Source organism: Actinoplanes sp. NPDC049681 (assembly GCF_044465265.1).
GTDB lineage: Bacteria > Actinomycetota > Actinomycetes > Mycobacteriales > Micromonosporaceae > Actinoplanes.
The window spans coordinates 62,092-82,548 of sequence record NZ_JBITLP010000011.1; the positions used below are offsets into that span (position 1 = coordinate 62,092).

The following is a 20,457-nucleotide window of genomic DNA, read 5'->3' on the forward strand; positions in this document are numbered from 1 at the left end:
GTCAGGGACGGGGAGCGGTCCGGGTCCAGGACCGCTCCCCGCGCCGGCTGGTCGCGGCGACGCAGCGGGGGCAGATGTGCCGGATCTCGTCCTGCGGGGTGACCACGTCGGTGCGGCGGAAGTCGAAACGCACGTGCGGGAACCGCCGCAGCCGGGTCCGGCTGAGCGCCAGGCCGCACACCGTCTGATTCGTGCCGGGCTGCCACGCGTGCACCTCGCCGCCGGGCTGCAGCACCCCCGCGGGATCCGTCCATTCGCTGGACGCCGCCACCGCCGCCGTCACCGTCCGTGCCATACCGGGCCGCGTACCCCTGCCGCCCGGTTTCACACCGGCGCTCAGCGTCCGTCTGCAGCAGGCCGGTGAGCTTCTCCGAGCCGGTGTCGACCTCACGGTCCGGTGCCGAAGGTCGCCGGCGTGAGCCCGGACAGCTCACTCACCTGCACCAGCGCCAGGCGCCACGGGGCGGGTCAGCAGATCGGTCATGCGGTCCACTGTCGCGCCGCACCTGGTCAGCTCGCGGTGAGTCGTCTGTGGGTCGGCTGTACGCTGTCGAGTTCACCCGTGCGGGGCGTCGCCCGCGCGGACCGCCGCCGTTAGGTCTGCGGCAAGGCATTCGGCGAACGACGGGGTGGATCGATGACACGGTGGCTGGCGGCGACGGCCCTCCTGCTCGCACTCGGCGGGTGCAGCGACGACGGTACGGAGCCTGCCCCGGTGCCGGTGCCGGCGACCACGAGCAGCGCGACGCCGGCGACACGGGCCCTCGCGACCGAGAGCACCACGGCCGGCCCGGCCACGACCACGCGGCCCCGCGCGTCGAGGACGACCCCGGCTGCCCGGGAGGCAGCGGGCCCGGACGCCTTCGTCGCGACCGTCCGCGACAAGCTGCCCGAGATCGCCCTCGACCGCCGCGACGAGGAGATCTCCGCGATCGCCGACCGCGCCTGCGCCGACCTGGCGGACGGCGCCGACGCGGACACGATCGTGGCGCGCACCCGGAGCCTGGGCACCGCCGACGCCGAGGCGACGGACCAGGCAACGGCCCGCGAGCTGATCAAGCTCGCGATCGACACGGTCTGCCCCGACCAGGACCGCCGCGTCGACGAGTTCTGACCCCGCCCGGCTACGGTCCGAACGAGTTCACGACCACGGAGGTGGTGTCCACCGCCGGGTCACCGGACTGGTCGTGGGGCACCCCGACCGACACCGTTCCGCTGCACGTGTCGATGCCGTCGGAGACGGTGAAGGCGATCCGGTAGACCCGGCCGTCGCCCTGACCGCTGCGCTCGGCGCGCACCTGGACCTGGTCCCGCCGGCCGGAGATCCAGGCGGCGTCGGGGGCGGTGTCACCGTCGCCGGTGCCGTTGAGGGCTTCGTCCTGCGTGACGCCGGTGATGGTCAGCGTGGTGGCGTCGCCGTCGGGGTCGGTGGCGCCGCTGAGCGTCACCGTGACGAGCTTGTGGTTCGGCGGCCAGATCTCGCCCGGCGAGGCCTTCACCCCGGTGCAGACGGGCGGCCGGTTCTTCTTCTTGTTGGTGAACGAGACCTCGGTCGTGCCGGCGGCCACGCCGACCACCGCGGTGCCCCGGGCCGGGTCACGGCTCACCAGCGAACCGGAGCCGGTCACCTCGATGGCGGTCACCTCGTACGCGGCCGGGACCTGCTCGGTGACGGTCACGTTCCCCACCGGCAGGGTCAGCGGCAGGCTGCACGAGCCGGCCTTCGCCGTCGTCGTCGTGCTGCCGACGGCGAAGGTGAACTCCTGACCGGTGACGACGCCGGGCCCCGCGACCTTGCACACCTTGAGGGTGCCGGTGCTGGGCGGCTCGACCTTGTTGCTGAAGGTGACGATGGTCTGGTTGGCCACGGATCCCGGCACGACCTTGACCTTCGCGGTGCGCCCCGCCGTGTCCCGGGAGATCAGCCGGTCGGCGGGCGAGGCGGTGATGTCCGCGACGACGAAGCCGCTCCGGGCGACCTCGGTGACGACGACGTCCCCCGCGGCGACGGTGAGGGGCTGGCTGCATCCGCCCACGGGGACCGACGTGCTGCCGGTGAGGCCCGAGACGGTGAAGGCGAAGCTCCCGGTGACGCCGGAACCCGATGCGGTCTTGCAGATCTCGAGGACACCGGTCGGGTTGCCGGTGGCGTACGCGCTCGTTGCGGCGGTCAGTCCGGCGACGAAGACGGTCGTGGCGACGATCGTCCTGGCCAGCCGGCGTGATCGCGACATGGCTGTGGACATGGACGGCTCCCTCTTGAAGGGTGACGATGTAAGCCTCTGCACTGCCGCCTGACATCGATATCCATGATTCAATCAACGAGCGGTCGAGCACGGCAATCGCCCGTTCGGTCCCCGACCGCGGAGTGGCGTATGAGCCTGGAAAAAGTGATCTTCGGCTTCTTCGTGCTGCTGGCCGCGACGCTCAACTTCGGGTTCTTCATCGGCGACCTGTCCGACCCCTCGCTGCACAACGTGTACGAGCTGTTCGCCGCGGTCGTGGTCAGTCTCATCGCGACGGTGCTGAAGTTCGGCGACCGCACCCAGATCGGCGCGGTGCATCTGGCCACCAGCCTCGTCGCCGACCTGCAGCTGATCGCGGCCGCGCTGGTGTGGGCGTACGCGAGCGAGATCTCGTCGGCCGGCCTGGACGGGCAGGCGATGGCCAGCGTGGTGTCGCTGTCCGGGGGTGCCCTGCTGGCCAATCTCGTCTCGGTCGTGCTGCTGGTGATCGAGACCGTGTCGTTCCACCGGCGCTGACGGGGAGGCGTCATGGCGACTCGGGCACGGCAGGCGTGGCGTCACCGCTCCGCGGAGACGTCGTCGACGATCTTCTTGATCCTCCGCCGCATGCGGGCGCCACTGATCGTCCTGATCACGATCTTCGCCGTCAGCGTGCTCGGCCTCACGCTCATCCCCGGCCGGGACGCCGCCGGGCAGCCGACGCGGATGGGATTCTTCGACGCGTTCTACTTCATGAGCTACACGGCGACGACCATCGGGTACGGCGAGATCCCGCAACCGTTCACCGGCGCCCAGCGGCTGTGGGTCACGGCCACCATCTACCTGACCGTGGTCGGGTGGGCGTACGCGATCGGCTCGCTGCTCACCCTGCTGCAGGACCGTGCGTTCCGTCAGGCCCTCGCCCGGCAGCGCTTCACGCGTACGGTGAGCCGGCTGCGCGAGCCCTTCCTGCTCATCGTCGGGTACGGGCAGACCGGGCAGCTGCTCGGCCGGAAGCTGGACGCCATCGGGCGGCGGTTCGTCGTGCTGGACGTCTCCGGTGACCGCGTCGACGCGCTGGACGTGGACTCGTACCACGCCGACATCCCCGGGCTGGCCGTGGACGCCGGCGATCCGCGCGCGCTCGGCCTTGCCGGGCTCGAGCATCCGCAGTGCGAGGGGGTGCTGGCCCTGACGGACGACGACGAGGTCAACCTGGTGGTCACCATGACCGCCGCCCTGGTCCGGCCGGACCTCCCAGTCATCGCCAGGACCGTCTCGCCCGCGATCGACCGTCGCATGCGGGCCTTCGGTTCGCCCCGGGTCGTCAACCCGTTCGACCGCTTCGGCGACCATCTCGGGCTCGCCCTGCGCGCGCCGTCCTCGTACCGGCTGATGTCCTGGCTGGAGGACGGTCCCGGAGCCGACCTGCCCGCCCGCGGCCGTCCGCCGGTCGCGGGCCGGTGGGTGGTGTGCGGGTACGGCCGCTTCGGCCGCAAACTCACCGAGGACCTGCGCAGGGAGGGTCTCGACGTGCGGATCATCGACGTGCGGCCGGACGCCGGCCCGGAGGACGCGATCGTCGTGGGCGACGCGTCTGAGCCGGCCGTGCTGGCGCGCGCCGAGCTGGAGCAGGCGGTCGGCTTCGTCGCCGGCACGGACAACGACACCACGAACCTGTCCCTGATCGCGGCCGCCCGCCGGATCAACCCTTCGCTGTTCATCGCCTCACGCCAGAACCGGCCGGCCAGCGCACCGCTGTTCGCGGCGATGGACACCGACCGGCTCCTGGTGCCCACGGAGATGGTGGCCCGCGAGATCTACGCCCAGCTCAGCACCCCCCTCCTCTGGCGTTTCCTGCAGGACGTGCCCGCCCGCGGCGACGACTGGGCGGCAGGGATGATCACCCGGATCACCCGGCAGTGCGGCCGGTGCCTGGGCGACGTCTGGAAGGTCGCCCTGAGCCGGCGCGACGCACCGGCGCTCGAGCCGCACCTGAGAGCGGACGGCGCCACCGTCGGTGCTCTCCTGAGAAGTCCGCGCGACCGTGAGCAGCGCATCGCCGCCGTGCCGCTCCTGCTGCAGAGAGAGGCGGAGGCGATCCTCGGCCCGGGCGACGACGTCGCCCTGGTCCCCGGCGACCAGCTCCTGTTCGCCGGCCGCCCCTCGGCCCGCCGGGACCTGCTCGACACCGTGACGCACCACGCCGTCAGCGAGTACGTCCTGAGAGGCCGGTCGGTTCCTTCGGGCTGGCTGTGGCAACGGGTGACGGGTCGCGTGCCGCACGGCCGGTGAACCGCAGGGCCAGGACCAGCCCCAGGGCCACCAGGACCGCGGCGACGGCGAAGGTCACATGGGTGCCCCGGGCCACCTCGGCCGCCGGCGCGGTCGTCCCGCCTCCCCCGCCGGCCAGGGCGAAGACCGCACCCATCACGGAGGCCCCGGTCATGAGGCCGATGTTGCGGGACAGGTTGAGCGTTCCCGACACCACCCCGCGCTGCGGCGCCGCGACGTTCCGCATCACGGCGGTGTTGTTGGCCGCCTGGAACACCGCGTAGCCGGCCGTGACGACGACCAAGGGCAGGACGTAGCCGAGGACACCGGCGCGCGCCGGCATGACGGCCAGCACCGCGGCACCGCCGGTGATGCCGCCCAGCCCGGCGACGACCATGGTGCCGGCACCGAAGCGGTCGGCGGCCCGGCCCGCCGGTACGCCGGCGAGCGCCGACACGGCCGGCCCCGCGGACATCACCAGGCCGATCAGGGCCGGGCCGAGGTGCAGCGCACCGGACAGGTGGAAGGGGCCCACCACCAGGGTGGTCATCATGACGGTGGCGACCAGGGCGCTCGCGGTCAGGGCCGCGGCGAGTTCCGGGTCGCGCAGCAGCGGCAGCCGCAGCAGCGGGTACGGCACCCGGCTCTCGGCGGTCACGAACAGCGCGAGTGCGATCGCGGCGACGGCGAGCAGGGCGATCGTGGCGGTCCCGGACGATCGCCCACCGCTCGTCATGGCCAGTGCGTACGCGCCCAGCGTGATCGCCAGCAGGGCGGTGCCGATCAGGTCGAACCTCCGCCGGCTCGCGGGCTCCACCGGCGTCGACGTGGGCAGCGCCCGGTAGGTCAGCACAGTGGTCAGGGTTCCGAGCGGAACGACCGCGAGAAAGATCGCGCGCCAGCCGAAGCCGGCGACCAGCAGGCCGCCGAGGGACGGGCCCAGCGCCGTGCCCACCGCCGACATCGTGCCCAGCAGGCCCATGGCGCGGCCCGTACGCGCCGGAGGAACCGTCTCGCCGACGAGGGCCATGGTGAGCGCCATCATGCCCGCGGCGCCGGCGCCCTGGAGTACCCGGGCGGTGATCAGCAGGGCCAGGTCCGGGGCGAGGCCGCACAGCAGCGAGGCGGCGGTGAACAGCGCCGCGCTGCCGACCAGGAGGCGGCGGCGTCCGAGCAGGTCGCCGAGCCCGCCGGCGCCGACGATCAGCGTCGTCACGGCGAGGAGGTAGCCGATCACCACCCACTGCACCTGGGAGAAGGCGGCGCCGAGGGTGGCGGCCATCGCGGGAAGGCCGACGTTGGCGATGCTGGTGCCCAGCGACGGCAGGAGCATGGACAGAGACAGGGCGGTGAGCGCCCACCGCGGGGCCGGTCGTGAGGTCACGCATCGACGGTATGGCGCATCGGGACCGGGCGGAACGCGCAAAGATGTCAACGCACCTGTGCATCCAACGCCATGTCTCGTGCCATCATCGGCGGATGGCTCGCCCCGACCTCAACCTGCTCGTCACGCTGGACGTCCTGCTCGAGGAGGGCAGCGTCACCCGGGCCGGGAAGCGGCTGGCGCTGAGCCCCTCCGCGATGAGCCGCGCGCTCGCCCGGCTGCGGCGCGCCACCGGTGACCCGCTGCTGGTGCGCTCCGGCCGGGGACTGGTGCCCACGCCTCGCGCGGTGGAACTCCGCACCCGGGTGAGCGCCCTCGTGCGCGACGCGGAGCAGGTCCTCCGCCCGGCGGAGCGGCTCGACCTGGCGACATTGGCCCGCGGCTTCTCCGTACGCTGCAGCGACGGCTTCGTGGAGCGGTTCGGCCCCGAGCTGGTGGCCGCGGTCGGGTCGCAGGCACCCGGCGTACGGCTGCACTTTCTGCAGAAGACGAGGCCGGACCCGGAAGCGTTGCGCGACGGTGTCGACCTCGAGACCGGCGTCGCCGACGAGGCCCCACCCCCGGAGGTGCGCAGCCGGCCGTTGTTCACCGACCGGTTCGTCGGCGTCGTCCGCGAGGGGCACCCGCTGAGCACCGGCAAGGTCACGACGGCCCGGTACGCCTCCGCCCGCCACGTCCACGTCTCCCGGCGCGGCCTCGCCGAGGGCCTGGTCGACGAGGCGATCCGCCGGACGGGACGGCGCCGCGACATCGTGACGGTCGTCGACGGCTTCGGTGCCGCCGTGGCCCTCGCGCGGGCGGCCGACCTGGTGGCCACGGTCCCGGAGCGGCACACCGAGAACCTGCGGCAGGGCATGCGCTCCTTCGCACTGCCGTTCCCGGCGCCCGAGGTGACGGTGTCACTGCTGTGGCACCTGCGACTCGACGCCGACCCGGCCCACCGGTGGCTGCGCGACCGCATCGCGGGCGTCTGCCGAGACCCCGGCTGATCCTGGAATCGGCCGAAAGTCGCAGCGGATCCCCAGCAGGTCAGGACCGCGGTCCGATGTCCCGCACAGGCTTTCCGCGGATTCTGGAGTCACCCCAGAAAGATCCCCCCAGGAGGTAGCGATGTCGGCACGAGGAATGCTGAGCGTGGTCGGTACGGCCGTCGGCGGTCTCATCGGCTGGACCGGCGAGGCAGCGCCCGCCGCCGACCCGGCCGCGGTCCGGGACCTGTTCGCACAGCTCGGCATGGTCGTCGGCGAGGGCGACGAGGCGCTGGCCTCGGCCGTCCGCCGGTTCCAGGCCCGGGTCGGCCTCGACACCGACGGCGTGGCCGGACCCCGTACGGTGCACCTGCTCGCCCGCTACGCCAAGGAAGCCCGCGAGCTGCACCGCTTCGAGTACGCCGCCTGACCGCCGCTCACCGCCCGGCCAGCGCCCGCAGCGCCGCCAGGCCGGGCAGGAGGAAATACTCGCCGCCGCGGCAGGTCACGAGCGGTCGCGGGATCGGCACGTGGACCGGCGTCTCGCCCTCGACCAGGATCCGGGCTTGCGGCCCGCCGGGCGCGGTGAACACGTCCTGCTCACCGCCGCGGCCGAAGACGTTGCCGTCGGCCATCCACTCCCGCTGCACGAACTCGAACTGCCGGCGGAGGTCGCCGACCACCGCCAGGAACAACAACCCCCGCTCCCGGCCGTCGTCGGGCGCGCCCTCCGGTAGATACGGCCCGTACGGGATCCCCCGCCGCAGCATCATGTGCCGCCGCGACAGCTCCCGGCCGCCGGGAAGGGTGTCGAGCGGGTTGGCGCGGCGTACGTGCGCGGCCCGCGGGCACCGGTCCAGTGTTCCGCCGTCCCGCTTGCGCCCGACCAGGGCCGCCCCGGCGTCGCCCGCCCCGCCCGCGAAGTGGCCGGCGATCGCGCCCACGGTCTCGCGGAAGGAGCCGACGTCCTGCTCGAGCTTGCGGTAGACCAGGTAGCTGCCGTGGCGCGCGAGCTCCCCGGGCAGGTCCCGCCCGGCGATGTCGCCGTCCACGTCCCGCAGCTTGAGCACGAACTCCCCCGGCGGCAGCAGCTCCTCCGCCGGTCCCTGGTGGTACCCCTCGATCAGCGGGGTCGACAGGCCGTCGGCGAAACCGAAGTGCTCGATGAAGCTCCGGCGGTCGCCGCCCGCGGCCAGCAGGCGCTGCCCGTGATGCTCGCCGACGATCTCGATCCCGCCGGATCTCGTCACGCCCACCCGCAGTTCGCGGACGACCGCTTCGAGGATCTGCGGCGTGGTCGCCGAGACCATGAGCACGGCGTGCACCGTGCCGGGATCGGCGAAGCAGCCGTTCCACGGATCGGTGCCCCGCCCGGGTGAGAGCTCCGGCTCGCGCACGGCCATGCCGGCACGGAACTCCTCCGGGAAGCGGGCCAGTTCGTCGCGCGCCACGCCGAGGGCGGCCAGGCCGGCGTGGCTCAGGCCCAGGTGCAGCGCCCGGTTGGGCCGCTCCTGCCCGTCCGCCGCCGAGGTGATCCGCGGCGCCGTCGCACCCAGCCAGGCACGGGCGGCGCCGGCCACGGTGAACCGCAGGAACAGGTGCGTCGCCGCGAGGTGGTGGCCGTATCCGCGCAGCACCATGCCCTGGATGTCGCCCAGCGGCAGCGGGCTCTCCCCCGCGGCGCGGACCGGTGCGGCGGGCCGGCCGGAGGAGGTCAGCGGCGCGACGCGGCCCCCGTCGCCGGCGGCTGCCAGGGCGGCCAGCCGCCGGCGCAGGCGTACGGCGTCGCGGACCTCGGCGACCGTGGCGTCCGGCGCACCGGCGAAGGTGTAGTCGGCCGGCAGGCTGCGATCGGCGAAGAACCGGACGAAAGCCTCGGCACGCTCGCTGCCCGGATAACCCGTGCAGTGGTCCCAGACCGCATCCGCCTCCGGCCCTAGGGCGCGGATCCCCGCGAAGAACCGTTCCTGCGGCCCGTCCACCGTAGCGGTCAGCAACAGGTACGGGTGCGGGAAGTCGTCCGGCCGCGGCCCCCGCCCGCCGTGCACGAGGAGGTCGAGCAGCCGCGCCTTCCAGCCCCACACCGCCGGGCGACGCTGGGTGACGGGATGCTCCACGACCACCAGGCGGGCGAAGTGGACGCCCGGCACGTGGGCGAACGGCGTACCGGCCTCGCGGAGCGCCTTGCGCAGCTCCGGCGCCCGGCCGTCGGCGACCCGTGCCAGCACGGTCACCGAGCGGGTGCCGCGATCAGGCTGCCGCGTCATCGTCACCCTCCCAGGTGTAGAGGTCGCCCTGGACGTCGTGCAGGAACAGCGGCCACGCCGGATGCGCCGGGGCCGCGCCCGGGTCGAGGTCGCCGAAGCGGGCCCGGTAGGCGTCGCGCACCCGCAGCGCCGCCGTCACCTCGGTCACCGACGACTCCGGGTACGCCGCCCAGTAATGGTCGACCGGCAGGTCGTTGCGCCCGATGTACGCGCGGAACGGGGCCGGCGGCAGCGCGCCCGGGAAGCCGTACGACCAGCCCCAGATCAGGACCATCCGGCGCGGGATGACGATCGAGAAAGCGTCGATGTACTCGTCCCAGGAGCCGTTGAAGTCGCTGCGGAACAGCAGGTACGCGTACCGGGCCCGGCGCCGCTGGAACGGGAACGCGGTGATCACGGTCCAGTGCGCGAAGTGGATGAAGGACATCCGCCGCAGGTCGGCGCTCGGGCCGAGGAGCTTGCGCACGTACAGGATGAGGCGCAGCGGTCCGGCCCACAGGCGCGGCATCGGACTGAGCACGGTCAGCGCCGCGCCCCGGCCCGACCGGGCGGTGACGGTCATGAGTCCCCCGGAAGATCAAGACATCGGCGTCCGCCGATGGCTACGGGCAGCATCGCGCGGCGGCGCCCGGCATACACTCGGCCGATGATGCTCGGACGGACAGCCGAACGTGCATTCATCGACGCCCTTCTGACAGGAGCCCGTGCGGGCCGCAGCGACGCCCTCGTCCTCACGGGCGAGCCCGGTATCGGCAAGACCACCCTGGTCGGCTACGCGATCGAGCGGGCCGAGGGCATGCGGGTCCTGCACGCCCGCGGGTTCGAGGCGGAGTCGGAGATCCCGTTCGCCGGCCTCGCCGACCTGCTGCGCCCGGTGCTGTCCGAGCTGGACACCCTGCCCGGCCCGCAGGCCGCGGCGCTGCGCAGCGCGCTGGCGCTCGGGCCGCCCGTCGCCGGGGACCGGTTCTCGGTGTGCGCGGCCACCGTCGGCATCCTGGCCGCCGCGGCCGAGTCGGCGCCGCTGCTGGTCGTCGTCGACGATCTCCAGTGGCTGGACGCGTCGTCGCGGGAGGCCGTGCTCTTCGCCGGCCGCCGGCTGCAGGCCGACGGGATAGCCCTGCTGCTGGCCACCCGCAACCCCGCGGACGCGGCCGAGCTCCGCTCCGGGCACCTGGCCCTGAGCGGCCTCACCGTGGACGAGGTGGAGACCCTGGCGCGGGCGACGATCCCGGCACCGCCCGCGGGCGCCGCGGCCCGCCTGCACGCCGCCACGGCCGGCAACCCCCTCGGCGTGATCGAGCTCTGCCGCGAATGGACCGACCCGGTCGACGATCCCATCGGTGCGCCGATGGTGCCCAACGGCTCCCGGATCGAGCGGGCGCTGGCGTCCCGGCTGGCGCAGATGCCGGAGCCGACCCGCCGCGCCCTGGTGCTCGCCGCGGCCGCGGGCGGCGGCGACGTCGGCACGCTGCTGGCCGCGGCGCGGGCCTCCGGTCTGGGCCTGCGGGACTTCGCCCCTGCCGAGAAGGCCGACCTGATCTCGATCGACGAGCGCCGGATCGACTTCCGGCATCCGCTGCTGCGCTCGGTGGCCTACCACGGCGCCGCCATGGACGAGCGGTGCGCCGCGCACACCGCGCTCGCCGCCGCCTTCGCCGGGATCCCCGGCGACGCCGCCGCCGACGCCCGGGCCTGGCACCTCGCCGCGGCCACCCTGGAGCCCGACGACGAGGTGGCGGCGGAACTGGAGCAGGCCGCCCAGCGGGCCGACCGCCGCGCCGGGTACGTCGCCGCCGCCCGCGCATTCGCGCACGCCGCCCGGCTCAGCCGCGGGCCCGACCGGCCCCGGCGGCTGCTGCGCGCGGCGCGGTGCTGGCAGCTCGCCGGCCGCAACGACCAGGTGATGCCGCTGCTCGAGGAGGCGCTGCCGCTGACCACCGAACCGGGACGGCGGGCGCTGATCCAGCACATGAGCGCGTACGTACGGATGTGGCGAGGCCGTCCGGACGAGGCGCTGGAGTATCTGACGGCCAGCGCGGAGGCGGTGGAGCACGACGACCCCGGCCGCGCCGCCCTCATGTACGCCGACGCGGTCATCCCCTACTTCATGGTCGGGCGCCTGGACGAGCTGCAGGCGGCGGTCGGGCGCGCGCACCGGCTGGGCGTACGGGTCGGCGGCACGGCTCGGCTGGTCGCCGCGGTCGCGTACGCGGGCGGCCGGGCCCTGGCCGGCGATCGTGCCCGGGCCGTCCGGCTGCTCGAGGACTGCCATCCGGAGCTGCTGCGCGCCGACCCCCTCGTACGCGCCCAGGAGATCTGCCATGCGGCGCTGACGTGGATCTGGCTGGAGGGGTTCGACCGGGCGGGCGAGCTGGTGAACCGGGTGATCGACGCGGCGCGCCCGACCGGCGCCGTCGGGGTGCTGCCGCAGGCCCTCGGCATCCAGTCGGAGCTGAACTACCGGGCCGGAAGGTGGCACGACGCCCGCGTCAGCGCCGCGGAGAGCCTGCGGCTGGCGAGCGAGACCCGCTCCGCCAACCTGTACGGGCTCTTCTTCGCCGGCCGCCTCGACGCCGTGCAGGGCCGCGCGGACGACTGCCGCCGCCGGGCGGCCCGTACCGACGAGGTGGCGCAGCGGCTCGGCATCGACTGCATGGCCCTGTACACCGGCCACGAGCTGGGGTTGCTCGCCCTGAGCGAGGGCAACGCCGCCGAGGCCATCGAGCGCCTGGAGGCGGTCCGGGCGCTGCCGGTCGTACGCCAGATCCACGAGCCGGGCGTGGTGCAATGGGTCTTCGACCTGGCGGAGGAGTACGTCCGGGCCGGCCGTACCGGAGAAGCCCGGGACCTGCTGGACGGCCCGGAGGCCGCGGGCGACGGATCCTGGGCCCGGGCGGCGGCGCTGCGATGCCGGGCCCTGCTCGCGGAGCCCGACGACATGCGGGCCGCGTTCGAGGCGGCGCTGGCGGCCGAGGCGTGCGCGCTGATGCCGTTCGAGCGGGCCCGCACCCAGCTCTGCTTCGGCGAGCGGCTGCGCCGTGCCCGGCAGCGCGCCCAGGCCCGGGAGCAGCTGGAGGAGGCGCTCGGCGTCTTCGACCGGCTCGGCGCCCGGCCCTGGTCGGACCGGGCCCGCACGGAGCTGCGGGCCACCGGCACGACCGTCGCCCGCTCGGCCGCCACCCTGCCCGGCCTCACCCCGCAGGAGCTGCAGGTGGCGCTGGTCGTCGGCCGCGGCGCCACGAACCACGAGGCGGCGACCACGCTCTTCCTGAGCCAGAAGACGATCGAGTACCACCTCAGCAACATCTACCGGAAGACCAACATCCGCTCCCGCACGGAACTGGCCGGTCTCGCCGCGGCCGGGGTGGCCTAGATCAATGCCACGCGTACGGTCCCAGGCCGCTGTCCTCCAGCTCGGTCCGTAGCTTGCGCAGCGAACGCATGCGGGTCGGCCCGATGCTGCCGATCGGCATGTCGTGGTTGCGGGCGAACTCGGCGTAGCCCGGCGCGTTGGTGGCGCTGAGCGTGACCAGCAGCGTACGGGCCGGCGCCGGCAGCTTGTCCACGTGCCGCCAGAGCAGGTCGTTCATGCTGCGGTCCACGGCGGCCCGCTCCGGCTGCGGCTCCCGCTCGTCCGGCCGGTCCGGCTGCTGGTCCAGGCCGACGATCTCCCGCCGGCCCTGGCGCAGCAGCTGCAGGCACTCGCGGCGGGCGACGGTCGCGAGCCAGCCGGCGAGCCGTTCCGGTTCCCGCAGGTCGCCCAGGTGCTCGACCATCCGCAGCCAGGTGTTCTGCACGGCGTCCTCGGCGTCGGCCTCCGGCAGCCGGAAGGTCCGCACGGTCCACCACACCAGGGCCTCGAACCGCTCGATGAGCCGGCCGCACGCCGACCGGTCGCCGGCCTGCGCGGCGACGATCAGCTGCCGGATGTCCTCGGAGTCGTCGATCACCATCGTCGCGCCCTTCGCCAAGCCGTGTCACCGACCGGTCCGACGCTATTGATTCCGGCATCCCCTTCGGATCAGGGCGCGACCCTAATGCTGCGCGGCCCCACCCTGGGATGCGTACCCCGGGATGCTGCCGGCGATCCGATCACACCAGGGTGGGCCGGGCCACCGTAGGGTGTCCGTCCACACTGTTCGCGCACCACCCGGAGGGACAGTACGTGCGTATCGGCCTCAACCTGCCGCATTACGGCTCGCTCACCAGCCCGGAGGCGGTCACCGGCGTGAGCCGCGCGGCCGAAGCCCTGGGCTACGACAGCCTCTGGACGGGTGACCGCATTCTGGCCCCGCTGCGCCCCAGCGACCGCTACCCCGGCGGGGACGGCACCATGCCGGCGGAGATGGCGACCTACCTCGATCCGCTGACGGCCCTCACCTTCGCCGCGGCCGGCACCTCACGCATCCGGCTGGGCACCAGCACCCTGAACGCACCGTGGTACCCGCCGGTCCTGCTCGCCCGTACCCTCACCAGCCTCGACGTGCTGAGCAAGGGCCGGCTCGAGGTCGGCCTGGGCCTGGGCTGGCTGCGCGACGAGTACACCGCCACCGGGGTGCCGTGGCCGGGCCGGGGCGCCCGCCTCGACGAGACGCTGGACGTCCTGGAGGCGATCTGGGATGCGGAGGTCGTCGCGCACGAGGGACCGCGCTTCCGCGTACCGCCGAGCCGCATCATGCCCAAGCCCGTGCAGCGACCGCGGCCGCCGATCCTGCTGGCGGGCCTGACGCCGCAGGCGACGACCCGGATCGCGCGCCGCGCCGACGGCTGGCTCGCGGTCGGGTTGCCCCTGCCGTACCTGAGCGCACTCCGGCAGAAGATCACGACCGAGGCCGAGAGGTACGGCCGCGACCCGGCCGGCCTGCGGATGGTGCAGCGCCTCAACCCGCGGCTGACCGACTCCCCGGTCGACCCGGCACGGGTGCCGGCGACGGGCACGCTGCGGCAGATCGCCGAGTACGCCAAGGCCGCCGGAGCCGACGAGGTCTTCATCGACCTGACCCTCACGGTGACGACCGAGGATCAGATGCTCGACCTGGCCGGCCGCTTCCGCGACCTGGTGCGCGCCGGCTGACGCGCCCTAGCGGCGCGGCGGGCCGAACTGGTGGGCCTGGGCGCGGGAGGCCCGCAGCCGCATGATCCCGGCACCGGCCGAGACACCCGTGATCACGACCAGCGCGGCGATGACGATCTGGTGGCCGAGCTCGACCCGGTCGTCGGCCTGGGCGGCGGCCGGGCTCAGCCACGACTGGTGCTCGGCCGGGGGCGCCGCCGCGGCCGCCGGGCTCTGCGCGTCCAGGGGCACCGCCACCGCGCCGGGCTCCGCCGAACGGGACGCCTTCGGCGCCGGCTTCTTCGCCGGTGCCGCCGCCACGGCCGCTGCCTTCACGACCAGGTCGGAGCACGAGTAGTAGGTGTCCGGCGTGCTCGACGTCTGCCAGACCGTGTACAGCACGTGCCGCCCCGACCGGTCCTTGGGCAGCTTCACGCTCATCCGGTACGCGCCGCCGCGCAGCGGGGGGTCCTTGATCTCGGCGAGCGGCTCGCCGAGATCCGCCCAGGTCAGCGCCTTCGTGGGGGTGTAGCCCTTGCGGGTCAGGTAGAGGCGGAAGGAGCCCTGGTGCGGGATCGTTCCGGCGTACGAGACGTCGAGCGTGGTGCCGGCGGTGACCTTGGTGGAGGGCCAGTCCGTGCGCGGCAGGTCGAGGCCGCGGTATTCGGGCAGGCCGCCGCTGCACAGGTTGCCGTCGGGGATGAACTGGCGGTCCTTGCCGCCCACGTCCGGCACGCGGAGGTTGTCGAAGCTGCCGAACGGCCGGTTGTTCGCCGCCAGCGCCGCCCGGCAGGCCGTGACGCCCGTCCGCTCGCCGCCGGCCGCGCAGGCCGCCGTACGGCTGATCGGCGACGTCGGGGCACCGTGGGCGAGCGCGGGCACGGCCGGGAGCAGGGTCGCGGCCGCGGCTATCCCACCGGCGACGGCGAGCGCTGCAGGACGGCGTACGGACCTCATGTGACCTCCTCGGCGGCACACGTGCGGGCGGAGCGAGCCCACGACGGACAGTACGGAGATCAGCCGCGGATCGTTCACCACGACGGGTGGCGCTGCCCGAAAAGCCCCGCCGCTGTGGTTGCATGGCCTTGCACGCAATCGACACAGGAGGACACATGGAAAAGCCCGACGTCGGCCCCATCACCGGTGAGCCGCCGGCCGAGCTCGTCGTGGAGGACCTCGTCGTCGGCGACGGCGACGAGGCGAAGCCCGGCCACCAGGTCAGCGTCCACTACGTGGGCGTGGCGTTCTCCTCGGGCAAGGAGTTCGACGCCTCGTACAACCGCGGCCAGCCCTTCGAGTTCGGCCTCGGCGACGGTCAGGTCATCGGCGGCTGGGACCAGGGCGTGGCCGGCATGAAGGTGGGCGGCCGCCGCAAGCTGACCATCCCCCCGCACCTGGGCTACGGCGCGCGCGGCGCCGGCGGCGTGATCAAGCCGAACGAGACCCTCATCTTTGTGGTGGATCTGCTCGGCGTGCGCTGAGCCACGGCCGGCAGGCCGGGCGGGCCGGGACGGGGGTGCCCTGTCCCGGCCCGCTGCCGTCCGGGTCCCCCTCCGGGCGGGGGGTGTGCGGCGCGGGGTCGAACGGCTCGCCGATCGGGGTCATCGCGCCGCCTTCAGGTCCGCGCACCCGGTCTCGTCGGGCAGCAGCGGGCGCAGGGTCACGGTCCAGCCGTTGCCGCCGGACACCCACGGCGTCGTCGCGTGCGCGTCCTTCGCCGCCTTCAGCACGGCGTCGCGCTGCTCGCCGGTCACGGTGACGCAGCTGAGCTTCTGCGGCTCGGCCAGCGGCTCGCCGGGCAGCGCCGGGCCCGGCCACTGCACGGCCTGCGGCCGGCCCGGCAGATCGTCGCCGGGTTCCACGTACGGCCGCACGACGGCCGCCAGGATCTCGGGCCGGTACGGCTGGGCGCCCGGGCCGGAGGTGAGCTCGTCCGTCCGGTCGAGGAAGCCGGTGAGCTTCGTCCGGGCCTGCTTCTGGGCGGCGGTGAGCCGCGGGTCGTCGGGGCGCGCCTCGCGCAGTGCATTCGCCGAGGCGGTCTGCTCGCCCGCACCGGTGACGACCGTGACCTCGGTGGTCGTGGCGTCGGCCACGCCCGGCTGCCCGAAGTCGGTGCCGGGCCGTACTCCGGCGGCCACGGCCTGCCGCGTCAGCTCGGTCACCTGCTCCGGCGAGAGCATCCGCACCAGCACGTTGGGCAGCGCCGGGCCGGGGTAGATCGCCGTCGTCGGCCCGCTGAAGATCACCCGGCCGTCGGCGTACACGCTGAGCTCGGGCAGGCGCCCGGCGAGCGCGTCGGGTCCCACGAACCCCCCGGTGTGCTTCACCCGCAGGACGAGGCCGCCCGCGCCGCCGGTGGGCGGGCCGGACGACGGGGTGCCGGCGACGCCCTCACCGTCGGCGATCGGCTGGGCGCAGGCGCCGAGCAGGACCAGGGTGGCGGCGGCAGCGACCGCCCGCAGGCCGCGAAATGTCGTCATAACCCGTCCGACGTACCCCCCGCCGCTGCGGTTCCCACCCGGCGACGGAAAAATCGGTGGCCGGTCCCGCGTCCGGGGCCGGCCACCTTGCGGGCGGGGCGGAGGTTACTTGACCGAGCCCAGCGACAGCCCCTGGACAAGCTTGTCCTGGGCGGCGAAGCCGGCCACGAGCACCGGCAGCGACACCACGAAGGCCGCGGCGCACAACTGGGCGAGGAACAGCCCCTGACTGGTCACGAAGCTGGTCAGGAACACCGGGGCGGTCTCCGCGACGGTGGCGGTCAGGACCCGGGCGAACAGCAGCTCGTTCCAGCTGAAGATGAAGCAGATCAGCGCGGTCGCGGCGATGCCCGGCATGACCACCGGCGCGATCACCGAGCGCAGGGTCTTGGACAGCGACGCGCCGTCCATGGCGGCGGCCTCGAGCATCTCGACCGGCACCTCGGACAGGAACGAGCGCATCATCCAGACCGCGATCGGCAGGTTCATCGAGGTGTAGAAGACGATGAGCAGCCAGATGTTGTCGAGCAGGCCGGTCTTCTGGGCGAACAGGTAGAGCGGCAGCAGCCCGGCGACGACCGGGAGCATCTTGGTGGAGAGGAAGAAGAACAGGACGTCGGTCCACTTCTTGACCGGCTTGATGGACAGCGCGTACGCCGCCGGGAACGACAGCAGCAGCACCAGCGCGGTCGACACGAGGCTCGCGGTGAGGGAGTTGAGCAGCGGGGGCCACGGGCTGGCGCCGCCGGAGAAGAACTCGCGGTAGCCCTCGAGGGTGAGCGGCGCGAAGACGGCCGGCGGGTTGGTGGCGGCGTCGGCCTCGCTGTGGAAGGAGGTCAGCACCATCCACACCACGGGCAGCACGAACAGGATGCCGACCACCCACGCGAGCAGGCTCAGCCAGATGCCGGCGCGCTCCTTGCGCTTCTTGACCGGTTCCCCGCGATCGTCGCGGGTCGCGGGCACCGGTGCGGTATCCGTAACACTCATTGCTGGCCTCCGCTCCGCGGATCGGCGCTCGTCCGCCGTCGTGGTCCCCGTCGTGGCCTCACCGCTCCGCTCATCGGCCTGCGTCCTCTCTGAACAGCGACGAGACAGTACGCAGCGCGAACGTCGCGATGACGATCGTGCCGATCACGACGATCACGGCGGCCGCGGAGGCCCGGCCGTAGTCGTGCGCCTGGTAGAAGATCTGATAGATCGTGTACGGCAGGTTCGCCGTACCGAGGCCGCCGGACGTGATGGTGAAGACGGCGTCGAAGTTCTGCACGATGTAGATCGACCCGAGCAGCGCACCCAGCTCCAGGTACTGGCGCAGATGCGGCAGCGTCATGCTGCGGAAGATCTGCCAGTTGCTGGCCCCGTCGATGCGGGCCGCCTCGATGACGTCGAGCGGGCGCCCCTGCAGGCCGGCGAGCAGGATCAGCATCATGAACGGCGTCCACTGCCAGACCAGGGCGAAGATCACCGACCAGAGCGGCATGTTGCTGATCCAGTCGGGCTGCGGTGGGTTGTCCGAGCCGAACAGGCCCCAGATCCAGGTGAGCGCGCCGTTGAAGAGGCCGTACTCGGGGTTGTAGAGGGCGTGCTTCCAGAGCAGCGCCGCCGCGACGGGCACGACCAGGAAGGGCGCGATCATCATCGTGCGCACCGCGCCGCGGCCACGGAACTTGCGGTCGAGCAGCAGCGCGATGCCCAGGCCCAGCAGCAGGCTGATCAGGACGACACCGGCGGTGAGCAGGATCGTCGTCCAGACCGCGTCGCGCATGTTGACGTCGGTGAAGACCCGCCGGAAGTTGTCCACGCCGGCGAACCCGACCTCGTCCGGGTAGTACGCGTTCCAGTCCATGAACGAGATGACGAGCGTCGCCACGAACGGCAGCTGGGTCACCACGATCATGAAGATGAGGGCGGGCAGCAGCGGCGCCCGGCGCGCCCAGCCGGCGGCCCGGCGCGCGGCGCCGCCGGCGGGCGGAGGAGCGGCGCCGGCCCGGCCTTTCTTGGTCTGCTCGGCCACGGATGTCATGGGGGTCTCCTCTCCTCAGCCGTTCTCGCGCGACCGGTAGCGTTCCGCGACGTCGTCGGCGAGGCGCTGCCCGCGCCGGAGGGCGTCGTCGACGCTCATCTGGCCGGCGATGGCCGAGCTGACGTACTGCGAGACCTGGGTGCCGAGGTCCGTGAACTCGGGGATGTCGACGAACTGGATGCCGATGGCGGGGCGTGGCTGCACCCCGGGGTTGCGCGGGTCGGCGCTGGAGATCGCCTGCTTCGTCGGCTCGGCGAAGGCGGACGCCTCCTTCAGGTAGTCGGCGTTCTCGTACGTCGACGCGCGCTTGCCCGCGGGCACCCGCGACCAGCCGAGCCGGCTGCCGACCAGTTCCTCGTACTGCCGGCTGGACGCCCACGAGATGAACTTCCAGGCGTTGTCCTTCTTGGTGCTGGCCTGCTGGATGCTCCAGGACCAGGCGTAGAGCCAGCCGGAACTCGGCGTCTTGACGACCGGGGCGGCGACGTAGCCCATCTTGCCCTTGACCGGCGAGTCGGCTGCCTCCAGCGAGCCGGCCGCGCTGGTGGCGTCGTACCACATGGCCACGTTGCCCTGCACGAGGTTGTTGAGGCACTCGGTGAAGCCGGCCTGCGGGGCGCCGGTCTCACCGTGTGCCCGTACCAGGTCCACGTAGAACTGGGTGGCCTGCTTGAACTCGGGGGCGTCGACGCGTGCTTTCCAGTCGGCGTCGAACCACGTACCCCCGAAGGTGTTCACGACGGTCGTGAGCGGGGCGAAGATCTGGCCCCAGCCGGGCTGGCCGCGCAGGCAGATGCCGGCCATGCCGGGCTGCTTGCCGTCGACCCGGGCGGCGATGTCCGCGACCTGCTGCCAGGTCGGCTTCGCGGGCATCGTGATGCCCTGCGCGTCGAGGACGTCCTTGCGGTACATGAGGAACGACGACTCGCCGTAGAACGGTTCGCCGTAGAGCCGGCCGTCGTCGGCGGTCAGCGACTTGGTCATCGGCGGCAGGATGTCGTTCTGGTCGAACGCGGTGTCGGCCTTGACGAAGTCGTCCAGCGGGGCGATCCACTTGCTCTTCGCGTAGATCGGGATCTCGAAGTTGCTCAGCGAGGCGACGTCGTACTGCCCGGCCTGGCTGGAGAACTCCTGGCTGATCTTGTCCCGGACGTCGTTCTCCGGCAGCACGGTGAAGTTGACCGAGATCCCGGTCTGCTTCGTGAAGGTGTCGGCGGTCAGCCGCTGCAGATCGATCATCTGGGGGTTGTTCACCATCAGCACATCGATGCTGTTCGCCCCGCCGGAACCACCGCCCCCGCCGCCCCACCCCGCGCACCCGGCCAGCGACACCGCGAGCAGGGCGGCCGCGGTTCCGGACAACACCACACGGATGCGGGCACGAGACATGAGGCCTCCCCGGCGAGGCGGACATCGAAACCGGCATCTGTGACACCGGTAACACTCCGGACTCAGTAGATGCCTGTGATCGACAGGATGTCAACCGCTCGTCACGCACCGCTGCATAAATGGCTGTCTCTTTATGCGCGACCGTCCTCAAGCGATCACACGGACCGCCCTGCCCCGCACCTCGACCACGTCGCCGGGGAACAGCTGCCGGCCGCGCCGGGTGTCCACCTCGCCGTTGACCGTCACGTCGCCGACGGCGATCAGCACCTTCGCCTCCCCACCGGTGTCGATGAGATCGGCGAGCTTGAGGAACTGTCCGAGTCTGATCATGTCGCCGCCGATGGGCACCTCACGCATGCGACCATCATCCGCCATCGCCGCCCAAGAATTT

Annotated in this window: 20 protein-coding genes; 8 read left to right on the plus strand and 12 right to left on the minus strand. The window is 73.0% G+C overall.

Translation table 11 applies throughout. The features are described 5' to 3' along the window. Nucleotide 1 precedes the first annotated feature (1 nt). Complete coding sequence (locus tag ACIBO8_RS34445) at nt 2-295, minus strand: hypothetical protein (RefSeq protein ID WP_396119650.1); 294 nt, start codon at nt 293-295, stop codon at nt 2-4. Between the two features lie 342 nt (nt 296-637). On the opposite strand from ACIBO8_RS34445, the gene ACIBO8_RS34450 reads away from it, so the two are divergent. Then, on the plus strand, nt 638-1,114 hold the full coding sequence (locus ACIBO8_RS34450; RefSeq protein ID WP_396119651.1) for a DUF732 domain-containing protein: 477 nt from the start codon (nt 638-640) through the stop codon (nt 1,112-1,114). Between the two features lie 10 nt (nt 1,115-1,124). Here the strand turns inward: ACIBO8_RS34450 and ACIBO8_RS34455 are convergent, their stop codons facing one another. Further along, entirely contained in the window at nt 1,125-2,246 is a 1,122-nt protein-coding gene (locus ACIBO8_RS34455) for a hypothetical protein (RefSeq protein WP_396119652.1), read from the minus strand. Between the two features lie 129 nt (nt 2,247-2,375). Between ACIBO8_RS34455 and ACIBO8_RS34460 the strand changes: the two genes are divergently transcribed. Next, on the plus strand, nt 2,376-2,762 hold the full coding sequence (locus ACIBO8_RS34460; protein ID WP_396119653.1) for a DUF6394 family protein: 387 nt from the start codon (nt 2,376-2,378) through the stop codon (nt 2,760-2,762). 12 nt (nt 2,763-2,774) lie between these two features. Beyond that, nucleotides 2,775-4,520 carry a potassium channel family protein gene (locus tag ACIBO8_RS34465; RefSeq protein WP_396119654.1) on the plus strand — a complete coding sequence of 582 codons (1,746 nt, stop codon included), beginning with the start codon at nt 2,775-2,777 and terminating at the stop codon, nt 4,518-4,520. Here the strand turns inward: ACIBO8_RS34465 and ACIBO8_RS34470 are convergent. Beyond that, nucleotides 4,435-5,883, minus strand: a complete 1,449-nt coding sequence (locus tag ACIBO8_RS34470; protein WP_396119655.1) for an MFS transporter — start codon at nt 5,881-5,883, stop codon at nt 4,435-4,437. The two genes, ACIBO8_RS34465 and ACIBO8_RS34470, sit on opposite strands and share 86 nt — an antisense overlap. Before the next feature lie 95 nt (nt 5,884-5,978). Here ACIBO8_RS34470 and ACIBO8_RS34475 point away from each other — a divergent pair, with 95 nt between their 5' ends. Continuing rightward, entirely contained in the window at nt 5,979-6,872 is an 894-nt protein-coding gene (locus ACIBO8_RS34475; RefSeq protein WP_396119656.1) for a LysR family transcriptional regulator, read from the plus strand. A 121-nt stretch (nt 6,873-6,993) separates the two neighbouring features. Beyond that, on the plus strand, nt 6,994-7,281 hold the full coding sequence (locus tag ACIBO8_RS34480; protein WP_396119657.1) for a peptidoglycan-binding protein: 288 nt from the start codon (nt 6,994-6,996) through the stop codon (nt 7,279-7,281). 7 nt (nt 7,282-7,288) lie between these two features. Here ACIBO8_RS34480 and ACIBO8_RS34485 read toward each other — a convergent pair whose 3' ends face one another. Beyond that, a complete protein-coding gene (locus tag ACIBO8_RS34485) occupies nt 7,289-9,118 on the minus strand; it encodes a Dyp-type peroxidase (protein ID WP_396119658.1) in 1,830 nt (609 codons plus the stop codon). Continuing rightward, entirely contained in the window at nt 9,102-9,680 is a 579-nt protein-coding gene (locus tag ACIBO8_RS34490) for a hypothetical protein (RefSeq protein WP_396119659.1), read from the minus strand. Before ACIBO8_RS34490 ends, ACIBO8_RS34485 begins: the two co-directional genes overlap by 17 nt. An 84-nt stretch (nt 9,681-9,764) precedes the next feature. Here ACIBO8_RS34490 and ACIBO8_RS34495 point away from each other — a divergent pair, with 84 nt between their 5' ends. Next, nucleotides 9,765-12,491 carry an AAA family ATPase gene (locus ACIBO8_RS34495; RefSeq protein WP_396119660.1) on the plus strand — a complete coding sequence of 909 codons (2,727 nt, stop codon included), beginning with the start codon at nt 9,765-9,767 and terminating at the stop codon, nt 12,489-12,491. A 1-nt stretch (nt 12,492) separates the two neighbouring features. Here ACIBO8_RS34495 and ACIBO8_RS34500 read toward each other — a convergent pair whose 3' ends face one another. Continuing rightward, nucleotides 12,493-13,071, minus strand: coding sequence for an RNA polymerase sigma factor (locus ACIBO8_RS34500; RefSeq protein ID WP_396119661.1), 579 nt, complete (start codon nt 13,069-13,071; stop codon nt 12,493-12,495). A gap of 212 nt (nt 13,072-13,283) precedes the next feature. On the opposite strand from ACIBO8_RS34500, the gene ACIBO8_RS34505 reads away from it, so the two are divergent. Then, nucleotides 13,284-14,192, plus strand: coding sequence for a TIGR03619 family F420-dependent LLM class oxidoreductase (locus ACIBO8_RS34505; RefSeq protein ID WP_396119662.1), 909 nt, complete (start codon nt 13,284-13,286; stop codon nt 14,190-14,192). 6 nt (nt 14,193-14,198) lie between these two features. Here the strand turns inward: ACIBO8_RS34505 and ACIBO8_RS34510 are convergent, their stop codons facing one another. Next, nucleotides 14,199-15,128: a lytic polysaccharide monooxygenase gene (locus ACIBO8_RS34510; RefSeq protein ID WP_396119663.1), complete on the minus strand. Its 930-nt coding sequence runs from the start codon at nt 15,126-15,128 to the stop codon at nt 14,199-14,201. 155 nt (nt 15,129-15,283) lie between these two features. Here ACIBO8_RS34510 and ACIBO8_RS34515 point away from each other — a divergent pair, with 155 nt between their 5' ends. Further along, nucleotides 15,284-15,652 (plus strand): FKBP-type peptidyl-prolyl cis-trans isomerase, encoded by a 369-nt coding sequence (locus ACIBO8_RS34515; protein WP_396119664.1) that lies wholly within the window; start codon nt 15,284-15,286, stop codon nt 15,650-15,652. Nucleotides 15,653-15,772: 120 nt separating this feature from the next. On the opposite strand, the gene ACIBO8_RS34520 is transcribed toward ACIBO8_RS34515, so the two are convergent. The 5 genes from ACIBO8_RS34520 to ACIBO8_RS34540 form a co-directional block, all read right to left on the minus strand. After that, the gene (locus ACIBO8_RS34520; RefSeq protein ID WP_396119665.1) at nt 15,773-16,651 is read right to left on the minus strand and encodes a hypothetical protein; all 879 of its coding nucleotides are present in this window, start codon (nt 16,649-16,651) and stop codon (nt 15,773-15,775) included. 105 nt (nt 16,652-16,756) lie between these two features. Beyond that, nucleotides 16,757-17,641 (minus strand): carbohydrate ABC transporter permease, encoded by an 885-nt coding sequence (locus ACIBO8_RS34525; RefSeq protein ID WP_396119666.1) that lies wholly within the window; start codon nt 17,639-17,641, stop codon nt 16,757-16,759. A 70-nt stretch (nt 17,642-17,711) separates the two neighbouring features. After that, a complete protein-coding gene (locus ACIBO8_RS34530) occupies nt 17,712-18,677 on the minus strand; it encodes a carbohydrate ABC transporter permease (protein ID WP_396119667.1) in 966 nt (321 codons plus the stop codon). A gap of 15 nt (nt 18,678-18,692) precedes the next feature. Continuing rightward, nucleotides 18,693-20,066, minus strand: coding sequence for an ABC transporter substrate-binding protein (locus tag ACIBO8_RS34535; protein ID WP_396119669.1), 1,374 nt, complete (start codon nt 20,064-20,066; stop codon nt 18,693-18,695). A gap of 147 nt (nt 20,067-20,213) precedes the next feature. Continuing rightward, entirely contained in the window at nt 20,214-20,423 is a 210-nt protein-coding gene (locus tag ACIBO8_RS34540) for an RNA-binding S4 domain-containing protein (protein ID WP_396119670.1), read from the minus strand. Nucleotides 20,424-20,457 lie beyond the last annotated feature (34 nt).